Raw genomic sequence first — 23148 nt, forward strand, 5'->3', positions numbered from 1 at the left:
GCAAAATCCGGCAGAAATATGAAATACTACCTTATCGTCGGAGAGGCTTCCGGTGACCTTCATGCAGCGCATCTGATGACAGCCTTGAAGCGTCATGACCCGAAAGCTGAGTTCCGCTTCATAGGAGGAGACAACATGCGTGCTGCAGGTGGCACTATGCTGCGCCACTACAAAGAAATCGCATACATGGGATTCATCCCTGTGCTTACGCATCTGCGCACGATTTTCAGCAGCATGGCACAGTGCAAGAAGGATATTCTCGCATGGCAGCCTGATGTTGTCATTCCCGTAGACTATGCCGGATTCAATCTCAATATATGCAAATGGCTCAGGAAACTCAAGGCTGATAAGAAACCGAAAGTGTTCTACTACATCGCCCCAAAGATATGGGCGTGGAAGGAATACCGCATAAAGAATTTCAAGAGGGATGTCGACGAAATGTTCTGCATCCTGCCTTTTGAGGTGGATTTCTTCCAAGGGAAGCACAACTATCCCGTACATTATGTTGGCAACCCGACCGCCGATGAGGTAAGAAAGTTCAAGAGTGGATACACCGAGACAAAGAAGGAGTTCTGCAAGGCGCATGGGCTTGACCCGAAACGGCCTATCGTCGCATTGCTCCCGGGCAGCAGAAAACAAGAGATAAAGGACAACCTCATGACAATGCTTGAAGTGGCAGACATACTGCCAGACTGCCAATATGTTGTGGCTAAAGCCCCTTCGGTCGAAATCAACGACATAGGCACACCTGTCGTTGAGAACGCTACCTATGAGTTGCTCTCCCACTCCACAGCGGCATTGGTGACGAGTGGCACGGCGACATTGGAGACAGCCTTGTTCAATGTGCCTCAAGTGGTGTGCTACAAAACGCCTGTACCTCAAATCACACGATGGGCTTTCGACCATATTATACAATGCAAGTACATCTCACTCGTGAATCTCATTGCCGACAAGGAAATCGTTCCCGAACTTTTCGCCGACAGATTTTCCGTGGAAAACATCAGTTCCTGCCTGTCGGACATACTTCCCGGCGGAAAGAAACGCAGTAAAATGCTGGACGAATATAAAGAGGTACACATAAGGCTCGGCAACGAGTCCGCACCGGAGAACGCAGCACAGATAATGACTGCGTTGCTGAAGCAATGATGCAGCAATATGGATTCTGTTGTCAGTATAATACGATTAGGACAGCCCTAAACTCTACATTGGCACAATAGCCATTACATATTTTATTCATCAGAACACCCACAACGGACCATTTCCTTTGCCTATATAAAGGGAACGGCCTTGTTTTATCCCTTTATCAATCAACTCTTTCGCTCCGCAGACAGCATCCTGCAGGTTCTTTCCTTCTGCCAGCAAAGCTGCTACAGCGCTTGACAATGTGCAACCGGTGCCATGAAGGTTAGTAGTGGCTATGCGTGGTGATGTATATTCACGAACACTTCCATCAGCACAATACAAGCGGTCTGTCATCACATTTCCACCGGCATGCCCTCCCTTTATCAAGAACGACGATCCATAGCACTCCACCAACATACGTCCGACATTACCGGCATCCGCCATAGTAACACCCGCCAGTCGTTCTGATTCCGGAATATTTGGAGTGACAAGTGTACAAAGCGGAAACAACCCACGCTTTATAGCATCTATGCACTCATCACTCATCAGCTGCGTGCCACTGGTGGAGAACATCACCGGGTCACATACAATGGGTACATGAAGATGCCCAATGGTGTCTATAATGATACGTGCAGACTGTGCATCAGGTATCATTCCTATCTTCACAGCAGCCACTTCAACATCACTCAGCACAGAATCAAGCTGTGCCTGCAACATATCTGCAGGTACAGTCATCACACCCTGCACTCCCACTGTGTTCTGGGCTGTCAGTGCAGTGATAACCGTAACAGCATAATGCCCCAAAGACGTGACAGTCTTAAGGTCTTGCTGAATGCCGGCACCGGCACATGTGTCGCTGCCGGCTATGGTAAGTACAGTCTTCATAACTCATTAATTTTCACCTCCACGCATCTCCTAATATCATTGCACCTCCAAAACCAAGAGCCTTTAGTGCCGGCAAGGCAGCGAAAGTCACCCCACCGAGTGCATACACTTTGCTGTCTATGATACCGTCGGCTACAGCACGACAAATATCGTCATGTGTAAAGGCAGAGCAATAACCTTGCTTTGAAATGGAATCGAATATTGGCGAAAGGGACAGATAATCGTGCTCATCCTTATAACGCACAACCTCATCCAACGAATGACAACTACGGCTCACACCACCTTCCCACCCAACAGGCGGCTGCGGATTACGGCGGTTCAGATGCACCCCGTAAAGCGAATAACGCTGAGCAAGAGTGAAATGGTCATGCACCACCAATCTGTTACGCCATTCCGCAGGCACACTGCGCACCAACCGCTCCACCTCATCATATTCTGCCCCGGGCTTGCGGATATGCACCAAGGTGACACCACTGCGCAAAAACATTACTATCCGCTCGGCTTCCGCATCAATGAATGTCGGCATTGTTATCACTATTGTCGTGAACATCGATAGTTATTGCTTTACAAACAAATCAAAAGAAGCGTCCCAATCCTTCCACACAGGCTCACGCCCCAACCGCTTCAAGCGCAGGTTTATCTCTTTGGCTGTGCGGTTGTCAGAGACAGTGAACTGCTCAAGTGCCTGCGGATAGGTGTGGTATCCGCCGGGATTAACCTTTGACTCCGCTGACATTGTCGTTACTCCAAGTGTGCACATATTGTCACGAATGAACTGCGGCTCACGTGTGGAATATGATATGTCCACATCATGGTCAAAGATACGCATGGCAAACGTAACCTGCGCCAATTCCCTGTCCGTCACGAAGCAGTTAGGTCGGAATCCCTCATTCTGCGCAGGGCGCATACGCGGGAAGTTCACAGAATACTTTGTCCTCCAGTAATGCTTCTGCAGATAGCGCAGGTGATAAGCCATCATCACCACATCTGTGCGCCACTCCTTCTCCAGGCCTAACAATGCTCCCATGCCTATGGAATGCATTCCTGCCTTACCCATACGGTCAAAACCGTTGACACGCCACTCGAAATCAGACTTCATTCCTGCCGGATGATACAGCTTATAGTTCTCCCTATGGTACGTCTCCTGAAAGCATATCACACCATTAAGACCATGCTTGGCCAACTCGTGATAATCCTCCATGCTCAACGGCATCACCTCAATCTTTATGTTGGAGAAATACTTCTTCGCCAAATCAATAGCCTTAGCCAAATACGGCACTCCGGCCTTCGCAGGATTCTCACCTGTCACAAGCAGGATGTTCTCAAATGGCGCAAGTTTCTTTATCGCCTTATACTCATTCTCGATTTGCTCCGGCGTAAGGATAGTGCGCGCCATGGGATTGGAGCGGTGGAAACCGCAATAGACGCAGGAGTTGGAGCAGGAGTTTGTGATATACAGCGGTATGAACATCGACATTGTCTTGCCGAAACGCTCCTCTGTATATTTGCGCGACAGCCGTGCCATCTGTTCCAGATATGGCTCAGCTGCCGGAGAGACAAGAGCCATGAAGTCATTGACATCACGATGCTCCTTTGCCAAAGCGCGCCTGACATCGGTATCGGTCATCCGGGCTATGCGTTCTGTTGTGCCATCCCAACTTATCTTTAGTAATTCTTCTGAAAACATATTTTTCTTTATTATTAAAATATCAAATCGCTAACATTATGGTTGTCAGATATTTACCACAAAGCTCTGCATCGTCCGCAGGTCTATGCTCCACAAGCGGTCTATGAGCGGCTCGCCATAACTGCATATCAGCTGCAAGACCTGCGCTGCCTGCACACTACCGACAACAGCCGGTGTAACGCCCACAACCTCTTTTCCGCAATACGGCATGGCAGGTGCGGCCTCATCAGGATACAAGGTGCGATAGGTGGCATGCCCTTTGCACAACACACAGACCTGGCCTTCAAAAGCACAGACTGCCCCGTAAACCATTGGCTTGCCTTGTGCATGGCACGTGTCACTGATAACATAACGCACAGCGAAATTATCCGTACCGTCAACAACAATATCATAACCGCCTATCAGCCGTCCTGCATTGTCCGGCGTGAGCCTCTCATTGCAGGCATTGACAACAATTCCACTGTTCAATGCCGACAAGCGTTCCTTGGCACACAGTGCCTTCGCACGCCCAACCATGCCTTCATCATATAATACCTGCCGCTGCAGATTGCTCACACTCACCACGTCATCATCAACAATACCTATCGTGCCTACTCCTGCACCGGCGAGATATGCGGCAACCGGTGAACCTAAGCCACCTGCGCCAACAATCAGGACACGTGCATCTGACAAACGGCGTTGCCCTTCTGCACCAATCTCAGGCAGTAGGAGCTGCCTTGCATATCTTGATTCCATCAGTCTACAGTTTTCTAAGGTCGTGGGACAGTTTGGCAGCACAGAAGTTAGGGCCGCACATGGTGCAATACTCTCCGGTCGTATGCCCGGCCTCCTCGAAATACTGCAACGCACGCTCAGGGTCAAGCGACAAATGAAACTGGTCCCGCCAGCGGAATTCAAATCGGGCCTTTGACAATGCGTTGTCCCTAACCTGCGCCCCGGGGTGGCCTTTCGCCACATCTGCAGCATGTGCAGCAATCTTGTATGTCACCACACCTACACGCACATCCTCCTTGTCAGGCAGGGCAAGATGTTCCTTCGGTGTGACATAGCACAGCATGGCCGTACCCATCCATGCTATCTGCGCGCCACCTATGGCACCGGTGATGTGGTCATATCCCGGAGCTATGTCGGTCACAATAGGACCAAGGGTATAGAAAGGCGCTTCGTGGCAGTGGTCAAGCTGACGCTCCATGTTCTCCTGTATCTTCTGCATAGGCACATGACCCGGTCCCTCTATGAATGCCTGCACATTCTTGTCCCAAGCACGCAACACGAGCTCGCCCATCGTGTCAAGCTCTGCAAACTGTGCCGCATCGTTAGCATCGGCAATGCATCCGGGACGCAATCCGTCACCCAAAGACAGTGCGACATCATACTGCGCCACAATGTCGCATATATCGTCAAAATGCTCATACAGGAACGACTCCCTATCATGTATCAGACACCATTTGCTCATGATAGAACCTCCACGGCTCACTATTCCGCACAAGCGTGTGTCAGCAAGACGCACATTCTGCCGGCGTATGCCGGCGTGTATAGTGAAATAGTCCACACCCTGCTCACACTGTTCTATAAGTGTGTCCTTGTAGATTTCCCATGTCAGGTCTTCCACACGACCGTTCACTTTTTCCAGAGCCTGATAGATAGGCACAGTACCTACGGGCACAGGGCAGTTGCGTACTATCCATTCTCTTGTCTCATGGATGTTAGCTCCCGTTGACAGATCCATAAGCGTGTCACCGCCCCATTTGCATGACCACACAGCCTTGTCCACCTCCTCTTCTATAGATGATGTGGTGGCGGAATTGCCTATATTTGTGTTAATCTTCACAAGGAAGTTGCGGCCTATAATCATAGGTTCAGACTCCGGGTGATTAATGTTGGCAGGCAGCACGGCACGACCGCGGGCTATCTCGTCACGCACAAATTCCGGTGTGATATGTGTCCTGATGCCCAACTCCTCGCAGTTCATATTCTCACGTATTGCCACATACTCCATCTCCGGGGTTATTATCCCCGCCTTGGCGTATGCCATCTGTGTTATGCTCCTGCCCTTTACGGCACGGCGTGGTAAACGTATGTGCTCAAAACGCAGACTGTCAAGCGAATGGTCAGCGAGCCTCTGCTTGCCATACTCACTCGTCACCTGTGGCAGTTCCTCCGTATCGCCACGCTCCACTATCCATTGCTCACGCACCCTTGGCAATCCCTTCTTCAAATCCACCTCTATGCTTGGGTCTGAGAAAGATCCACCGGTGTCATAGATATAGACCGGTGCATTCGGCACTATATGAGGTATGCCATGCTTGTCCTTTGTTACTGTAGGCGTGAGATTCACCTTGGTCATCCCAACCTTTACCGACGGGAAAATCTTTCCTGTCATGTACGCCTTTTCCCTTTTGGCGTACGCTTTATTATCGTTAGGCATAAGTCTTTCTTTGTTTTTTTCAATGTTATTCAGTCAAGAAACGCTGTCAGCGGCGAGCTTGCCTCTGCCGAATCGCTGACGGCACCCAGTCCGGCTTCGTATGCGCGGCGACCTGCCACGACAGCCTCCTTGAATGCTATGGCCATCTGCACAGGGTCGCCGGAGACAGCTATGGCAGTGTTCACCAGACAGCAGTCTGCACCCATCTCCATAGCCTCGGCCGCATGGCTTGGCGCACCGATACCGGCATCGACAACCACCGGCACCATGGACTGCTCAATGATAATCCGGAGGAAATCCTTCATGCGCAGCCCCTTGTTGGTGCCTATGGGTGCCGCCAACGGCATGACTGTTGCCGCACCGGCCTCCTCCAGATGCTTGCACAATGTCGGGTCTGCCTGGCAATAAGGCAGCACAACAAAGCCCAACTTCACCAGCTGCTCCGTAGCCTTCAGTGTCTCCACAGAGTCCGGCAACAGATAGCGTGGGTCAGGGTGTATCTCCAGTTTCAGCCAGTTGGTGCCGAAAGCCTCACGCGCCATCTGCGCCGCAAAGACAGCCTCTTCCGCATTGCGCACTCCGGAGGTGTTAGGCAGCAGCTGTATGTTCCTGTTCTGCATGATGTGCGCCAGCAGGTCGTCGTGGCTGTCCTCAAGCTCCACACGCTTCATGGCTACCGTAACCATCTCTGTCCCACTTGCCTTGATAGCCTCAGCCATCAAACTGTTGTTACCGAACTTTCCTGTTCCAAGGAAAAGGCGGGAATCAAATTCTCTTCCCGCAATGACTAATTTGCCCATTATTTTATTATGTATTATGAAAAACGATTATAAGTAACCATTAACTTGTCAGTGCAATAAGTTTCCTAATCTCTGCCACAGGGTCGCTGGCACGCAACACCGCGCCACTCAGTGCCACACCGCTGACACCTGTCTGCATAATGTCCGGTATGTCATCTGCCGTTATGCCTCCTATCGCCACCACCGGCAGCCTTATGCCATCGGCCATAATGGCTTGCATTATGCCACGATAGCCGTCAAGCCCCAAAACAGGTGACAGTCCTTTCTTGGTGGTGGTGAAACGGAACGGACCGCAGCCAATATAGTCAGCGCCGGCAGCATGATGTTGCCGCACATCGGCAATGGTGTTGGCTGTGCCTCCTATAATAAAACCGTCGCCCAACAGATGCCTTGCTTCCGCTATCGGCATGTCCTTCAAGCCAAGGTGCACGCCGTCAGCGCGCAACTCCTTTGCCAGCTCCACACGGTCATCGAGGATGAACGTGGCTCCGGTAGCATGGCACATGCGCTGCGCAGCTGTCGCAACAGGGCGCACCTCATCGTCGCCTGCCCCTTTCATACGCAACTGCACCCACCGGCATCCTCCCTCAAGAGCCATGCGTATGGAGTCAAGATAAGAGTATTCCTTTGTATAATGTGAGATAAACTGTAGCATACTCTTTCCTTATCCTCCACAAACCGCTTTGATGATTATCACACTGTCTCCATCCCTCAGGCTTGTCGCTGCCCAAGCATCATGCTGCACCATCTGTCCACCCAATGCCATAGCCACACCACACTCCGGCAGTCCAAGTTCCTTTGCCAGTTCTCGCAGGTCAGACGCAAAAGTCTCAGTAGTCTTGTTGTTGATTTTGATATTCATAATCCTGTTGTTTTTATCGTCCCGGAGAGGATTATGCCATATAACATAAACCCGGACAACGGCTGAAAACATGCCGTCACCCGGGTTTACTCATATATAAAATGATACGATGATATCATTCTCATTTCCTACGGCAGCATTATCTGCATCAGGTCAATGGGTATAATCTCAGCCTCTGCCCAAACCTTTCTTCATAAAGGTATCGGAACAAAAGCACCCCGAGTCTTTGTTATTTGCCTGCAAAGATACTGCTTTTCCGGCAAACAACCAAATATTTTTGGTGGAAAATTATTTTCATACAAAACATTGCCATATAAATGGTAAAATGAAAGGTAACACTTCACCATGCGAAAGATAACACTTTACACTATAAAAGGTATCACTTTGCAATGCAAAGTGATACCTTTTGCAACACCACTGAAAATCAATGAGATACGAAACGTTATTTTAAGTATTCTCAACCGTTGCTTTTCTGCAACATCCATTGCATTATCGCCAAATCGCTCCTTACCTCTCCTTGGAACAAATACTTGTCTTGCGAAGCCTTTAGCGTGTCGTAAAGTGCCATGGCTTTGGAGCGGTCGTTGTCTATGTACAATGCTATGGCGCACTGAATCCTTAATTTTGAGGACATCACATTGCTGTACTGCTTTATGTAATTCCTAAGTTGCGTGTCAAGCAATGACACCGCTTGCTCGCATCGCCCTGTCACCATGGCACAGAAAGCGAGTTCGCAGGCTATCTCATTGACATACAGCGGAATGATGTCTGCCTTATGGGAATAGAGTTCTTCAAGTTCGGCGTATGCCCTCTCCCACTCCATCATGTCAACAAGGCGTGAAGCATGCATCAACGGAAGAGAGACTTCCAACGGATTCCGATAGTCGATGTCCGTAGTCCGGTCAAACAGTTCGTCAGGCATATCTTTCGGACGCACACCGTTTTGGATGAATGCATTGGAGCGAAGTGAAGCAACCAACGCTCTCTTGCCCAACGGATTATTGCGCAGGTGGAGCATGTTGTACGCGTCGTTGCCTATTCCGCCCAACTTCATCGGCACTCCGTTGAGGACAATAAGGAAAAGGTCTGCCAGGCAGAAAACAAAGACTGCCTCAAACATGAATGCGTTTAGGTCGAGCCACAGCAAAGGCAGAGCTGCCGGAAGCAACAGCAGATTTGCCAGCACTCCTCCTGCATTGTACCACATTGTAGGCACTTGTTCCAACGGCACGTCAGGTGGTGTCAGCAGACACTGGCCGCCTGTGCCTGCTATGGAGAAGCGTTTGACATGCAACTTTCCGTCAATACGTATGAAAGTCATGTTGAATATACGGAATGACACGAACTTATATCCGGAAAGAAGTCCGCAGACAAGATGTCCGGCTTCATGCACAGGAATAAGGATCAGCAGCGATACAGCAAAAGCTGCCACTCCCACCAAGAATGAAAGCGCAGCTTCCGCTATGTCAGCAGAACACAGCTTTGCCACCACTCCCGTAAGAGAAGCATCCGTAAAGACTGCCACAAGAATGGTTGCCACCAGCACTCCGACTGCCATACCTGCGAAAAGACTGAGAAGAAGTTTAAGACCTGTTTTCATTACTTGTATCGAACAATTTGGCCAACAGCAAAAAAATAAAGAGTATCTTCCTTGGTTGCATAAGGAAGATACTCTGAAAGTTATCAATTGTGCTACCTCTTGATTGCCGCATATTCAAATGCCTAAATGATACTGCTTGCACATGCAAAGTGCCCTTGACAGGCACCGGCAGCATCAATTCGCTGCATCTGTGGACCTCGGAGGAGTGATAGAATTGCCGTTAAGGATGTCCTTAACACGCATAATCTGCAGAATGGAAGCATACGCACCCTCTGTGAAAGGTCCGCTGATGTAAGCGACACGGTCGTCAAGAAGCAAGTTGTTGCTCTCAAGGAGAGACCTTATGGCAGAGACAAAATGCTGCTTCGGGTCGTAATCAGCAGGGACAGAGACAGCGTGAATGCCGTAGCTGAGTGCCAGTTCGCGATGCACATGGGCATTGTAGCAGACAGCAATCACAGGTATTGAACCGCGGTAGCTTGACAGTTTGCGTGCTGTCGAACCACTCTTGCAGTCTGTGATGATAGCGCGGACACCGAGTTTCTCTATAGCATCGATGGCACAGTTTGACAGATAGTCCGCAGTGTCAATCATCTCCTGCATCTCCACCTTGCCGACATCCGAGTTATGGATGTCGTGCTCCACACGGTCGGCAATTTGGGCCATTGTCCTTACCGCCTCCACTGGATATTTTCCGCTGGCTGTCTCGCCGGACAACATGAGGGCGTCAGTACGGTTGTATATCGCGTTGGCGATGTCCGTCACCTCGGCACGTGTAGGGCGAGGGTTATTAATCATTGTATGGAGCATCTGTGTGGCTACGATCACCGGAGTCTTTGCAACGACACATTTCTTTATAATCTGACGCTGGATGGACGGAATCATCTCCAGAGGCACCTCTATGCCAAGGTCGCCACGAGCTATCATGATGCCGTAAGAAGCGTTGATGATGTCATCGATGTTGTCCACACCCTCCTGATTCTCAATCTTGGAGATGATCTTTATGTCGGAATTGTGAGCGTCAAGTATGTCTTGAACAGCCTTGACGTCCGCAACACTGCGGACAAAAGAATGTGCTATGAAATCAATGCCTTCTTCGATTGCAAGAAGGATGTTGCTCTTGTCCTTCTCGGTAATTGCCGGCAGGTCGATATGCTCTCCTGGCACATTGACACTCTTGTTTGCGCCAAGCTTGCCGTCGTTCATGACTCTTACACGCACCTCATCACCATCTATTGACAGGACTTTCATGTCAAGCTCGCCGTCATCGAAAAGAATCTCGTCACCTATTTTTATATCCTTGGCTATGTCAGGATAAGAAAGGCATATTACATCATGAGTGGTCTTCTCTCCCGGACGGCCAATGATTGTCACCTCCTCACCGGTGGTGTACATTATAGGTTCGTCCACATAGGTGGAGCGCACTTCCGGTCCCTTAGTATCAATCAGGATTCCAAGGTCAGGGGAAACAGTCCTCGTATTTCTGATAATCTCACGCAGACCGTCAGGAGTAGCATGGGCAGTGTTCATTCTTATAACGTTCACTCCGGCATCATACAGTGCGCGGATGAACTCCACCGAACAGCGGCGGTCACTTACCGACGCAACAATCTTTGTCTGTTTCATATAATATTTTGGAATTTTATGATTTTTCTGTTCCGAAATTATGGGTTTGTAAGTCCTGGGGCTTTTGCAAAATTACAAATAATATTCCAAATAGCAAAGAAAAGTGAAAAAACTTAGATTTTATTTCAGAAAAAATTACTTACTATGCCTAAAATTTCAATTCTATAACATTCGTTTTACAACAGCCGCCATTCGGGCGCAACATGCAGCGTTTGTCCACATGCTCTTTAATGTTTTTTAGCTTGGTATTTATTCTGTACATATTCAAAACCTTCAAAATCACCGGATGCGGAAAGCTTGGCAACCATGTCGTGCACATCACAGAAGCAAGACTTGGGATAAAGATGCAATAGTCAAGAATAAATGGAAACTACATGCCTAAATATCAGTTAAAATCAACTCTTTAGCAAAAAAATCCTAATTTTTGATTATCTTTCAACTGCCAAGGCAAATCTTTCAACAAATTTTTATAATTTTGCAGTTCGAAACAACAAAATAAATAACACACTTAATAAAAAATGACAAAAGCAGATATCATTAACGAGATTGTCGACAGGACTGGCATTGCCCGCTGCGATGCTGCTGCTGCTGTAGAGGCATTTATGGAAGTTGTCAAAGATAATATGGTCAAAAACAACGAGAATGTATACCTCCGCGGATTCGGCAGTTTTATTGTAAAGAAACGCGCAGAGAAGACAGGCCGCAATATTTCTAAAAATACAACAATCATAATTCCTGAGCACAACATACCTGCATTCAAACCTGCAAAGAGCTTCCTGCAGATGATGAAGGGTGAAGAGGTTACCGCACAGGATTAAGAGCGAAAAGAAACAAGCAAACAAACAAAATATTAACCACCTAAAATCAAATCATTATGCCAAACGGTAAGAAAAAGAAGGGCCACAAGATGGCAACTCACAAGCGTAAGAAGAGACTCCGTAAGAACAGACATAAGAGCAAGTAAGTTTTTTACGGCTAAATTTAAGGGCGTGTTTTCCACATGCCCTTTCTCTTTATTTAAAAAACAAAGGTAAAAAGTATGACAAGCGAATTAGTAATTGATGTAAAAGCGGAGGAAATATCCATCGCATTGCTGGAAGACAAGAATCTCGTGGAGTATCAGACAGAGACAACATCACAGTCGTTCTCCGTGGGAAACATCTACCTTGCAAAAGTCAAGAAGCTGATGCCCGGACTCAACGCCTCCTTTATCAATGTGGGCTATGAGCGTGAAGCTTTCCTACACTACCTTGACCTCGGACCGCAATTCGCAAGCTACGAGAAGTATCTCAAACAGGTGAGAAGCGACCATCGGAAACTCTATCCTTTTGAAAAAGCCATGCGCCTGCCTGATTTGAAAAAGGACGGCAGCATAGCATCCACACTCACAAAAGACCAAGAGGTGCTTGTGCAGATTGTCAAAGAACCAATCTCCACAAAAGGACCACGCCTGACATGCGACCTTTCATTCGCAGGACGTTACTTGGTGCTCATGCCATTCCATGATAAGGTTTCCGTTTCCTCGAAAATAAAAAGCGGAGAGGAACGCTCACGCCTGAAGCAAATCATCCATAGCGTCAAACCACGCAATTTCGGAGTGATCATCCGCACTGTAGCGGAAGGATGCGATGGAACGGAACTTCAAAACGAGCTGCAGATTCTCATCAAACGCTGGGAAGATGTCATCAAGAAGGCACAGACTGCCACACCATTGCCACAGCTTGTCTATGAAGAGACAAGCCGTGCCATAGCACTTCTTCGTGACATGTTCAACCCGACATATTCTGCCATATACGTCAATGACAAGGCAATATTTGATGAGGTCAAGGACTATGTCACCCTCATTGCTCCGGAGAAAGCCGGCATAGTAAAACTCTACGAAGGCAAAGTGCCTATCTTTGATAATTTCAACATTACCAAACAGTTGAAATCAGGATTTGGCAAAACCGTAAACTACAAGCATGGTGCCTATCTCATCATAGAGCATACGGAAGCGATGCATGTGGTCGATGTCAACAGTGGCAACCGCACAAAAGCAGAGAACGGACAGGAACAGAACGCACTTGATGTCAACCTTGGTGCTGCAGACGAACTTGCACGACAGTTGCGTCTGCGGGATATGGGAGGAATAATCATCGTGGACTTCATTGACATGCATCTTGCAGAGGATCGCCAGCTTCTCTACGAGCGGATGTGCAAGAACATGCAGCAGGACAGAGCAAGGCATAATATCCTGCCTCTGTCAAAATTCGGACTGATGCAGATCACACGCCAGCGTGTCCGTCCGGCTATGGACATCCATGTTGAGGAAATCTGTCCAACATGCTTTGGCAAAGGAAAAATAAAGTCAAGCATCCTTTTCACCGACCAATTAGAGCGGAAAATAGAATACCTCACAAAGAAAGTAGGAGAGAAACACATAACGCTACATGTCCACCCATACGTGGAAGCGTACATAACAAAGGGACTGTGGAGCATACAGCGCCGATGGCAGTTGAAATATGGCTTTGGAATAAACGTTGTTGCATCGCAGAAACTTGCTTTCCTTCAATATGAGTTCTATGACAAGAACAACCAGTTCATAGACATGAAGGAAGAACACGACAATTAAACAAAGAAAAGCTGAAGCAGACTGCATAAGTCACAAATTGGCAAATACAGACAAACGTGCCATTGTGAATGTAACCGGCACAACTACAAGAAAAGAAAGAGGATATTCCATTACAGGGACAAAGCCTGACAAAAACACTGAGCGTTCTATATATAAAAATAGAGTCGGCTTGCAGAATTGCAAACCGACTCTATTTTTATTCCATAATCCTTTTATCAGAAGAACAAGTAACGGTTATCCTTAACTTCTGCATTCTGATAGAGCTCCTGCATGAAATTGCCGGCATACTGCATCATCTTCTGCTTCAGTGTTGCCATTGTTGCCTTCTCGTCGTACTTTACAGGACGGTTAGACTTCTTCACAACCTGGAAGAGATAAACACCGCCATTGCCCTTAACAGGATTCTTTGAGAACGCACCGGCCTTTACAGATGCGACAGCACCTGAGAGAGCAGGCTCTGCTGCACCTGTAGCCTGAACAAACACAGGAGCCGCGAATGTCACCTGATTAACAGAAGCGACCTGTCCGCCCTTTGCCTTTGCAGCAGCAACAGACTTGACATCCTTCACCTTTGCCATAAGAATCTCTGCCTGCTTGTCACGGAGAGCCTCAGCCTTGACAAATGACTTCACACGCTCATCATCCAAAGTGCGGTAACCCTCTTTGTTGACCTTCGTAAGAACCATGACAAGGAGAGTGTTATTGTCACCACACTCATAGAGAGGAGACACTGCACCTTCTTCTGCTTCAAACAGCCACTTCATGGCATCGCGTGTAGCACGTATTCCTGCAATGTTATGCTGTGCTGTAGTAACATCATTGAGAGGCATAACCTGATAGCCGTTCTTTTTGGCATTCTTCTCCAGCTGCTCAGCATTCTGAGTCTCGCTCACGAACTGGCTGAACTTGTTGTAAGCCTGTGAATAAGTGTCCTTAGAGAAATTATTGTCACGCTTCACAACAGCAGCAACATACTTTGTTGTAGGAGCCTTGCGGTCAAGAACCTGAACAATGATGTTTCCGGAAGTCAGCTGCACATTTGCTGTCTGGCCAGCACCGAGATTCATCAAAGTCTGGAGATAAGCCTTTGAATCCTTGTCCATTGATGGAGAAGACTCATACATAGCACCTGTGAGCCATGTCTTCTCGCCTGTCTGTCCATATTTCTTGGCAAGAGCCTCGAAATCAGCACCACCGTTCACAGCATTGTACACAGAGTCAGCCTTCACACGAGCAGCATCAGCTGTCTCAGCACCAACCTGGATAACACGGAACTGTATTGAGTCCGGCATCTCCTGCTTTGAAATCAGCTTCACTACATTATATGTATTGTCCAACTTGTTCTCAACAGGACCATAAACCTGTCCTGCGCTCATAGAGTCCAGACGCGCTGCGATATCACGTGGGAAAGCTCTTCCTGACTGTGGCAGACCAAGGTATGAAACCTGTGATGCACTCTTGCGCACAACCTCTGTAGGGTCAGCAGCTGTTGCGAGTTGTGATGCGAAACCCTGCATCTCCTTGATAGTAGCCTGACGGTCAGCAGTGCTTGCAGCTACCTGCACACTGACATACTTCACGTCACGGCTTTCAACTGTCTGACGGAACATGTCCTTCATTTCCTCATACTTTGCCTTAAGGTCTGCATCAGAAACCTTTGCCTCTGACTCCTTTACAGACGTATAAGGGAATGCAGCAAGCTGTATGTTTGCCTCCTCATTCTCATCCTTGAAAGCCATCTTTGCCTCCATAGGGTTAGACATGATACAGTTGGCGAGGAGCACCTGATACTTTCCAGCAAGGATCTGCTGACGGAGAGTCTTCTCAATGAAAGTCCAATACTTATAGACTGTAGCATACTGCTCTGCCTGCTGAGGGTTTGTTGCCTGCATCTGCTTGTAGTCAGCGAGGAACTTCTTCAGCGCGTTAGCATCAAAGCGTCCAGTCTGCTGGTTGACGAAAGGAGTCTGTGCCAACATAGGGTTTGTTCCCTCTTTCAGGACATTCTGAAGTTCCTGGTCTGTCACTGTAAGACCGAGTTTTGAAGCTTCATTCTCAACAATGCTTGTCTGGACATAAGTGTTCCATACCATATCCTTGACCTGATTCAGCTCTTCCTCGGAGAGGTTCTCGCGACCTTGGGTCATCTTTATAACCTCCTGATACTCATCGACGAGAGCCTGAAACTCCTGAACACTGACTTTCTTTCCAAGCACCTCACCGACCTGCTGACGAGAATCGTTACGCAGAGCGTCAGTAGAGCGTACCAATTCCTCTGCTATAAAAGCAAAGAGAGCGAGACCTACTACGCCAATAAGGACAGGTCCCCAGCTACGGATTTTACCAATTGCTGCCATTTCTTTTTTAGTTTATTTTTATTATTATTTATTTTCTAATTAATATTTCTATGGTATAATACCACATTTAGCGCACAAAATTACAAAAAATATCGCAAACACGCAAATTTTCAGTATAAAACTTGCCCAAAACACACTTATAAAAAAGACAATAAAGACAAAAGCCATGAACCGCAACAGCAATTCATGACTTCCATATATCCACTGACTGAGCAATCGGCTACTTTGAGAAACGGACACCGATAAGCATGCCGTTAAAATTCTTCATAAGTGAAGAGACGGCTGTAAGTTCTTTTGTGCCTGCTGTTCCTGCAACATTCTGCAAAAAGTCCTTCAACTTTGTGGCATCACCGACTATCACGAGCGAACCATTCTCCAACTGAGGAGTAAGACTGCAAGGTTTTGTACGTCCCTTGAATGTCAGGTGCACATCGTTATCAGAGATAGTGTATGTACCCGTAATCTTCTTATTCTTGAAGTTCACACAGAAAGTCTTGTCACTCTTGAACGTGATAGACATCTTGCCCTTGGTCATTCCCACCTTTGAGAAATATGTCTGCAACTTATCTTCTATCTTGGTACTTGCAGCCGCCCCACCAAGACTCGCAATGGTATTGTCACTTTTAAGCACCACCGCCGGACGCTGATAAGTCCACGTTCCCTGTATCTGCTTGGATGTCGGGACAAGTTTTGTCGACAGAACCTCTGTCACCTTACCAAGCAACTCACTCAACTGCGCATTTGCACTCGCATTGAAACAAAGCAGCATCACTGCCACCGCAACCATTCTGATAGTATTCTTTCCCATGGTTTTCTTTACTGATTTTATCGTATGTTACATATTGTTTTCCTTCTCAAGCAGAGCCATCAACTTTCCCGTCCAGTCCTCGCCGTTGACCGGGCATAAAGTCCGGAAGCCCAAAGAGGCTGCCATTTCTATATTCTTCGCACCATCATCCACGAAAAGAGCCTCGCTCGGAGATATACCCTCATGTTCAAGAACATGCCGGAAATACCTCTCACTCGGCTTCATGGCTCCTATTTCATAACTCTTATAGCATGCATCAAAATAATCACTGACAGGCTTTCCCTCAGGACATTCGTCATCCAAGCCACGGCTGAACTCACTGCTGCACGCCCATGCCATCATGAACGGGTTGGTGTTGGACACCATAACAAGCCTGTACCCCATATTGCGGAGCTTTCTGAGAATGTCTATATTACGCTTTGGCAAATCGCTTTTGTAGCCCGTCCAAGCCCACTTGCATTCCTCCCAAGTGACCTCCTTGCCACACATTGCCGACATTTCTGCAACAAATCCGTCCGCCGAGAGCCTGCCGTCCTCCACGTCACCGAACATCCCAGCCTGTGTGTAAGCATCAAGACGCTTCTCCACATCAGGCACTCCCAATGCACCGAAACGGCGCATCGCCTCTTTTTGGTCAAGAGTTATAATCACTCCTCCAAAGTCAAACAAAATAGTCTTTATCATTGTTCTTTATCCAATTTCGGCACAAAGGTACAATATTTTCCTCAAAACAGCAAAATTCGAGAGGAATTGTTTACAAACAACACCCTTATTTGTTAATATTATTTAAGAAAGAGGCTTTCTCTATTCAATTATTTCTCCATTTCGTTTTTTCTTCGTACCTTTGCACTCGCAAATGACAAATCGCAGGCATCACGCCACATCACACGGTGCGTTGGATGAACGGTTTAGTCTCTGGTCTGCAAAACCAGCCAAGGCGGTTCGACTCCGCCACGCACCTCGAAAGACTGCTTGATATATTCAGGCAGTCTTTTTTTATATTACTTATTCGCTCCCAACCGCCAACCATGCCACACCGCCTCACACTCTGCAAAAAAGCCCACTATAAGAGACTGGAACACAACATGTTATCTTTCACACAACAAAAGGTAACACTTTGGCATACAAAAGGTAACAGTTTAGGACATGAAAGGTAACCATTTGCCTTGCAAAGTGTTACCTTTGGTTTTGCCACTTGTAATGGCAAGAATCAGATCTGGCATTTCCCTTGTCTTCAAGCCCAATATTTATGGTTCACAAACTTTTATAACCATATTTCTTGGCTGATACGTTTTTTTTGTGTAACTTTGCCACTAATAACTAACGGAATCAAAACACACCACATTATTTTATTATTACAATGAAAAGAACAGCTTCGTTTTTCATCCTTGTTTTCTTTGTATATACCGGAATTTTTGCACAAAGCAACCGCAGCAAGAAGACCAACCTGCTGCGCTCGACAGACAAGGCATTCTTCATGACCGAAGAGGCTCAACGCATAGGAAACCAAGTCGTGGCATACCAGCGTGTGACTGGCGGATGGCCTAAAAACATCGACATGTGCCGGCAACTGAGCAAAGAGGAACTTGCGGAAGTCATAAAGCAGAAAAGCCGACGCAACGATTCCACTACTGACAACAATGCGACAACGACACAGCTTCTCTTCCTTGCCCGACTCTACAAGGCTACAGGAGGCAAAGAATGGAAAGAGGCATGCAAAAAGGCAGTGGACTACCTCATCAGCGGACAATACGAAAACGGAGGCTGGCCGCAGTTCTGGCCTGAGATGCGCGACTATCAGGTGCACATAACCTATAACGACAATGCCATGGTGAACACGCTTTCACTGTTCCAAGACATCATCAATGGAAAAGAGCCTTTTGACAGTGACCTGTTCGACAAGGCAACAAAGGAACGGTTGAAGAAGTCGTTTGACAAAGGCATCGAGTGCATCCTCAACACACAAATCGTTGTGAAAGGGAAACCTACGGTATGGTGTCAGCAGCACGACCGCAACACAATGAAGCCTGCCCCTGCACGTGCTTATGAGCTGCCGTCGTTCTGTTCGCAGGAGAGTTGTGAGATAGTGCGTCTGCTCATGACACTGCCAAATCCTGACAAGCGTGTGAGAAAAGCCGTCCACAGTGCAATGGCGTGGTTTGACAAATACAAATTGACAGGCTTGCGTGTGACAAGGACAGGCGAAAAAGGCAGCACAGACAGAGACACAAAACTCGTCAAAGATGCCGGCGGAAGCCCTTTGTGGGCACGGTTCTATGACCTTGACCGCTGCGAACCTTTCGTATGCGACCGTGACGGCATACCACGCCGCAGCCTGGAAGAGATAGGCAGAGAGCGACGCGGCGGCTACAGCTGGTTCAACAACTACCCTGCCCTACTCTACCCTCTGTACGAGCAATGGGCTGACAAATACGACAAGCGGAACAAAGTGCGCATCTCCCTTTCTACAAAAGGTGCGAACGAGAACGGCACGATAGATATGTCGCGCAAGCCTTCGCCTGACAAACGTAAGTTCAACGTTATAGTAAAAGCGGGTGAAAGCATACAGCAAGCGATAGAGAAAGCTCCTTTGGACGGAGCACAACCGTTCAAAATCCTGCTTCTCAAAGGCACTTACAGCCAGAAAGTGATTATCGACCGCCCTAACATTATCCTTGTCGGAGAGGACAGGGACAGCACAATCATCGTCCTTGCTGAAGGGGCGAAGAGCATGCCAGAAGGCGAATACCGTGGCAAACCGATAGGACGCGGCGTGATTTCTATCACGGAGGACGGCAACGACTGTGTTATCAGCGGACTGACGGTCTATAACAATTATGGCACAACCGTGGAGAACACCACCTCGCATCAGTTTGCCATTTATGGCCGTGGCACACGCACAATTGTGGTGAACTGCAACGTATGGGCGGACGGCAATGACGCTCTTGCGCTTTGGGCGAAAGGCGGGGACGGCATGTACTACCATGCCGACCTTGATCTTCGTTGCCCGGGAGTGGACTTTCTTTGTCCTCGCGGCTGGTGTTATGCCACCAGATGCAGGTTCTACGGTGACGGACGTGCTATAATATGGCATGACGGACGTGGTGATAAGACCAAGAAACTTGTCATAAAGGATTCATCCTTCGATGCAAAACGCCCCACTATCCTCGGTCGTTGGCATCACGACTCGCAGTTCTTCCTCGTCAACTGCCACATGTCGGAGAACATTCTTGACACGAACATTTCCTACGCTTACAGCGACAAAGTGCTTGACCCGTGCCCTTGGGGACAGCGCACCTATTATTTCGGATGCACTCGCGACGGTGGCAACAGTGGCTGGCTAAGGAACAATCTGCAGGAATCGGAGGAGAAGCCGGAATTCCATGCCATCACAGCCTCATGGACATTCGACAACAAATGGAATCCTGAAAAGCGCCTGCGCGAGCTTTGGGATGTCGTGCAATATAGCATTTTGAAATAAAAATATAATAAACTACAATAATGAACACACACATTTTTTCCATGAAAAACATACTGACAGCCATTCTTTGTTTGCTGACTATCACCGGCAACGCCTATGCACAGAAAAGCTCTCTTCCGAAAGTGAAGAAATGCCTCTATGACTTTGTCGTTCCGGACAATGGCGATTTTGCTGCTGCAATAACAGCTGCAAACAACAGAAAAGACACAGCCAAACGATTCAGGATATTTGTGCGGCAAGGAAACTATGTAATTCCGGCCTCCACAACAGCCACCATAACGGGTATGGACGATAAAGAGTATCCTGACCCGCGAACAGACCTTACTGCAAGCAATGTGTCTGTCATCGGGGAAAACATGGAGACTACATCTATCAAAAACACATGTCCGGAAATCACTATTGACGGCAAATGGGGACCGGCGTGTCCTATCGAAGGATTGAGGAAGGCATACACGCTGCATAATTGCGGTACGGACAACTATTTCCAAGACATAAAGTTCATAAACGGAATGAAGGACCATACCGGACGTGGCGAGGCCTATGAGGAGAGTGGCGACCGCACTGTATGCAAGAATGTAGGACTGTGGGGATATCAGGACACTTACTGTTCAAACCGTGATTCGGCACGCTACTATTTCGAGGGCGGAGTGATACGCGGCCGTACTGACTATTTATGTGGCAAAGGAGACATACTGTTTAACGGTGTGGAGTTCAGGCAATGTGAGAAAGGTGGATACATCACAGCACCTTCACGCTCAGTGAAATACGGTTATTTGATGTACAATTGCTCCGTGACAGGTGAGACTCCTGACATTGACGGGACATATACACTCGGGCGACCATGGGGAAAGGGGACGCCAATCAACTTATGGATAAACACAAAGTTTTATGTTCGCCCTTCTGCAATAGGATGGGCAGAGATGTCAGGTGGATGGCCTGCAAGGTTTGCGGAATATGGTTCGCATGACAACCAAGGAACAATAATTGACCTCAGCGAGCGCAAAACTGTATGGAAGCATAAGGACGGAGATGCTCATGAGAACAATCCGTTGCTGTCTGCCGAAGAGGTTGCGGCTATAAAGCCTGAGACTGCACTGCTCGGAAATGACAACTGGAAGCCGATGGAGATTGCTGCCGACGCTCCAATGGCAAAGAATGTGAGAATCAAGAAAGGATGGCTTTTGTGGGAAAACAATGACAACACACTTTGTTGGGTTGTCTGCAAGAACGGCATTGCATGGCGTTTCACAACTGCTCCGAAAGTCAAGATTGATGACGACGGCAGCACCTATTCTGTCAGAGCCGCCAATGAGCGTGGAGGATTAGGACGTGAGGTTAAGGCTGTGAACCGGAATTAAATCCATTATCGACAATCATCATGATTAAAAGAATTATTCTTGGTGCAAGCATGGCTGTTGCTTTCGCAGGCGTAGCACAAGCACAGCAGTTGCCGGCATTCCCCGGAGCGGAAGGTTTTGGACGATATACCACAGGAGGACGCGGAGGAGAGGTTTACCATGTGACCACATTGGATGATAACGAAACAAAAGGAACACTGCGCCATGCTTTGATGCAGGAGGGCAAAAGAACCATTGTTTTTGATGTTGCCGGCACAATATTCTTGAAAAAGCCACTACGGATTGTTAACGGCGACCTTACCATTGCAGGGCAGACAGCTCCCGGAGGTGGCATTTGCATTGCAGGCAACCAGTTCTCACTCAACGCAGACAACACCATTATGAGATATGTGCGCGTGAGAGTTGGCAACGAGCAAGGCGGCAGTCCTGACGGTATCGGCGGCACGGACTTCCACCGTATGATTATCGACCATTGCTCTGTCAGTTGGAGCGTGGACGAATGTTGCAGTGTCTATGGTGGCGAGGATTTCACCGTGCAATGGTGCATTTTCTCCGAACCACTGAGGTTTGGCGGTCATCAGAAAGGAGGAAGCCACGGCTATGGGGCAATCTTCGGTGGCGCGCGTGCCTCTTATCATCATAACCTTTTGGCACATGGAGAAAGCAGAATGCCACGACTTGGACCAAGACCAGGCACACAGACGCGCGAACATGTTGATGTGAGAAACAACGTAATCTATAATTGGGCGGGCGCAGGCTGCTATGGTTTTGAGGGCATGGCTGTCAATATGGTGAACAATTATTACAAGCCGGGACCTGCAACTCCCAAGAACAATCGTGTCGGATACAGGATTGCGGCACCTGGAATACGCACCACACGATATGTTACAGGAAAGGACGGAAGACCAAACGCTTGGAAACCAATGGAGCATGTTTGGGGACGGTTCTACATTAACGGCAATGTCATGGAGGGCAACGATGATGTAACTCGTGACAACTGGACTCATGGTGTGCTTGAACAGATAGATCCAAAGACAAACGATGGTTTGTTCAATGACTCCATTGCAAAGGCTATACAACTAAGTGAGCCGATAGATTATGGCACGATAACCACACATTCCGCTAATGAGGCGTTTCATAGAGTGCTGGAAGAAGCGGGATGCTCCAATGTGCGTGACATCATTGACCGGCGCATCATACAAGAGACACTCACCGGAACAGCAACATTCCATGGCAGCATGTCTGACGACAGCCGTTCTTTCCCTGGATTCATAGACTCACAAAACGACGTTATTCCTGCCGGAGAGACTTCACCATGGCCGGAACTAAAGGCAACAAAAAAGGAACTTGCAGACCGCAAAGACACCGACGGTGACGGCATCCCTGACAAATGGGAAAAAGCCCATGGACTTAATGCCAAGGACAAAACGGACGGCAACCTCTGCACATTGAGCAAAGAAGGCTATACTAATCTTGAAGTTTACCTTAATTCTCTTGTGGAAATTAAAGTTCCAAAATAAATT

General features: G+C 47.9%; 19 protein-coding genes and 1 tRNA gene. 7 read left to right on the forward strand and 13 right to left on the reverse strand.

What is annotated here, in order from left to right; translation table 11 throughout:
* The first annotated feature begins 18 nt into the window (after window positions 1–18).
* Window positions 19–1146, forward strand: coding sequence for a lipid-A-disaccharide synthase (lpxB, locus tag HPS57_RS01955; RefSeq protein WP_172179661.1), 1128 nt, complete (start codon window positions 19–21; stop codon window positions 1144–1146).
* A gap of 90 nt (window positions 1147–1236) precedes the next feature.
* On the opposite strand, the gene thiD is transcribed toward lpxB, so the two are convergent.
* From thiD to pyk, 10 genes are all read right to left on the reverse strand, one after another.
* Entirely contained in the window at window positions 1237–2007 is a 771-nt protein-coding gene (gene thiD / locus HPS57_RS01960; RefSeq protein WP_172179663.1) for a bifunctional hydroxymethylpyrimidine kinase/phosphomethylpyrimidine kinase, read from the reverse strand.
* A 13-nt stretch (window positions 2008–2020) separates the two neighbouring features.
* Window positions 2021–2557: a thiamine phosphate synthase gene (locus tag HPS57_RS01965; RefSeq protein ID WP_172179665.1), complete on the reverse strand. Its 537-nt coding sequence runs from the start codon at window positions 2555–2557 to the stop codon at window positions 2021–2023.
* Window positions 2558–2563: 6 nt separating this feature from the next.
* Window positions 2564–3694 carry a 2-iminoacetate synthase ThiH gene (gene thiH / locus HPS57_RS01970; protein ID WP_172179667.1) on the reverse strand — a complete coding sequence of 377 codons (1131 nt, stop codon included), beginning with the start codon at window positions 3692–3694 and terminating at the stop codon, window positions 2564–2566.
* A 45-nt stretch (window positions 3695–3739) separates the two neighbouring features.
* Entirely contained in the window at window positions 3740–4429 is a 690-nt protein-coding gene (locus tag HPS57_RS01975; protein WP_172179669.1) for a HesA/MoeB/ThiF family protein, read from the reverse strand.
* Window positions 4430–4433: 4 nt separating this feature from the next.
* Entirely contained in the window at window positions 4434–6122 is a 1689-nt protein-coding gene (gene thiC, locus HPS57_RS01980) for a phosphomethylpyrimidine synthase ThiC (protein ID WP_172179671.1), read from the reverse strand.
* Window positions 6123–6151: 29 nt separating this feature from the next.
* Complete coding sequence (locus HPS57_RS01985; protein WP_172179673.1) at window positions 6152–6922, reverse strand: thiazole synthase; 771 nt, start codon at window positions 6920–6922, stop codon at window positions 6152–6154.
* Window positions 6923–6962: 40 nt separating this feature from the next.
* Entirely contained in the window at window positions 6963–7577 is a 615-nt protein-coding gene (locus tag HPS57_RS01990; protein ID WP_172179675.1) for a thiamine phosphate synthase, read from the reverse strand.
* A 9-nt stretch (window positions 7578–7586) separates the two neighbouring features.
* Window positions 7587–7784 (reverse strand): sulfur carrier protein ThiS, encoded by a 198-nt coding sequence (gene thiS / locus HPS57_RS01995; protein ID WP_172179677.1) that lies wholly within the window; start codon window positions 7782–7784, stop codon window positions 7587–7589.
* A gap of 457 nt (window positions 7785–8241) precedes the next feature.
* A complete protein-coding gene (locus HPS57_RS02000) occupies window positions 8242–9384 on the reverse strand; it encodes a site-2 protease family protein (RefSeq protein WP_172179679.1) in 1143 nt (380 codons plus the stop codon).
* 174 nt (window positions 9385–9558) lie between these two features.
* Entirely contained in the window at window positions 9559–11010 is a 1452-nt protein-coding gene (gene pyk, locus HPS57_RS02005) for a pyruvate kinase (RefSeq protein WP_172179681.1), read from the reverse strand.
* A 518-nt stretch (window positions 11011–11528) separates the two neighbouring features.
* On the opposite strand from pyk, the gene HPS57_RS02010 reads away from it, so the two are divergent.
* Together HPS57_RS02010 and HPS57_RS02015 are read left to right on the forward strand one after the other, a co-directional pair.
* Entirely contained in the window at window positions 11529–11828 is a 300-nt protein-coding gene (locus HPS57_RS02010; RefSeq protein WP_135939387.1) for an HU family DNA-binding protein, read from the forward strand.
* Window positions 11829–12049: 221 nt separating this feature from the next.
* Window positions 12050–13621: an Rne/Rng family ribonuclease gene (locus HPS57_RS02015; RefSeq protein ID WP_172179683.1), complete on the forward strand. Its 1572-nt coding sequence runs from the start codon at window positions 12050–12052 to the stop codon at window positions 13619–13621.
* A gap of 215 nt (window positions 13622–13836) precedes the next feature.
* Here the strand turns inward: HPS57_RS02015 and HPS57_RS02020 are convergent, their stop codons facing one another.
* The 3 genes from HPS57_RS02020 to HPS57_RS02030 form a co-directional block, all read right to left on the reverse strand.
* On the reverse strand, window positions 13837–15978 hold the full coding sequence (locus HPS57_RS02020) for a peptidylprolyl isomerase (protein ID WP_172179685.1): 2142 nt from the start codon (window positions 15976–15978) through the stop codon (window positions 13837–13839).
* 220 nt (window positions 15979–16198) lie between these two features.
* Window positions 16199–16786 carry a lipocalin-like domain-containing protein gene (locus HPS57_RS02025; RefSeq protein WP_172179687.1) on the reverse strand — a complete coding sequence of 196 codons (588 nt, stop codon included), beginning with the start codon at window positions 16784–16786 and terminating at the stop codon, window positions 16199–16201.
* A 27-nt stretch (window positions 16787–16813) separates the two neighbouring features.
* Window positions 16814–17470 (reverse strand): HAD family hydrolase, encoded by a 657-nt coding sequence (locus tag HPS57_RS02030; RefSeq protein ID WP_172179689.1) that lies wholly within the window; start codon window positions 17468–17470, stop codon window positions 16814–16816.
* Window positions 17471–17675: 205 nt separating this feature from the next.
* Here HPS57_RS02030 and HPS57_RS02035 point away from each other — a divergent pair.
* The 4 genes from HPS57_RS02035 (at window position 17676) to HPS57_RS02050 (ending at window position 23145) form a co-directional block, all read left to right on the forward strand.
* Window positions 17676–17747 (forward strand) — tRNA-Cys (locus HPS57_RS02035).
* A 399-nt stretch (window positions 17748–18146) separates the two neighbouring features.
* A complete protein-coding gene (gene pelA, locus HPS57_RS02040; protein WP_172179691.1) occupies window positions 18147–20267 on the forward strand; it encodes a pectate lyase in 2121 nt (706 codons plus the stop codon).
* A gap of 41 nt (window positions 20268–20308) precedes the next feature.
* Window positions 20309–21625, forward strand: coding sequence for a pectinesterase family protein (locus HPS57_RS02045; RefSeq protein ID WP_172179693.1), 1317 nt, complete (start codon window positions 20309–20311; stop codon window positions 21623–21625).
* A gap of 50 nt (window positions 21626–21675) precedes the next feature.
* Window positions 21676–23145: a pectate lyase gene (locus HPS57_RS02050; RefSeq protein ID WP_172179868.1), complete on the forward strand. Its 1470-nt coding sequence runs from the start codon at window positions 21676–21678 to the stop codon at window positions 23143–23145.
* The last annotated feature ends 3 nt before the right edge of the window (window positions 23146–23148 follow it).

The sequence above is a fragment of the Palleniella intestinalis genome (assembly GCF_013166595.1).
GTDB classification, from domain to species: domain Bacteria; phylum Bacteroidota; class Bacteroidia; order Bacteroidales; family Bacteroidaceae; genus Prevotella; species Prevotella intestinalis.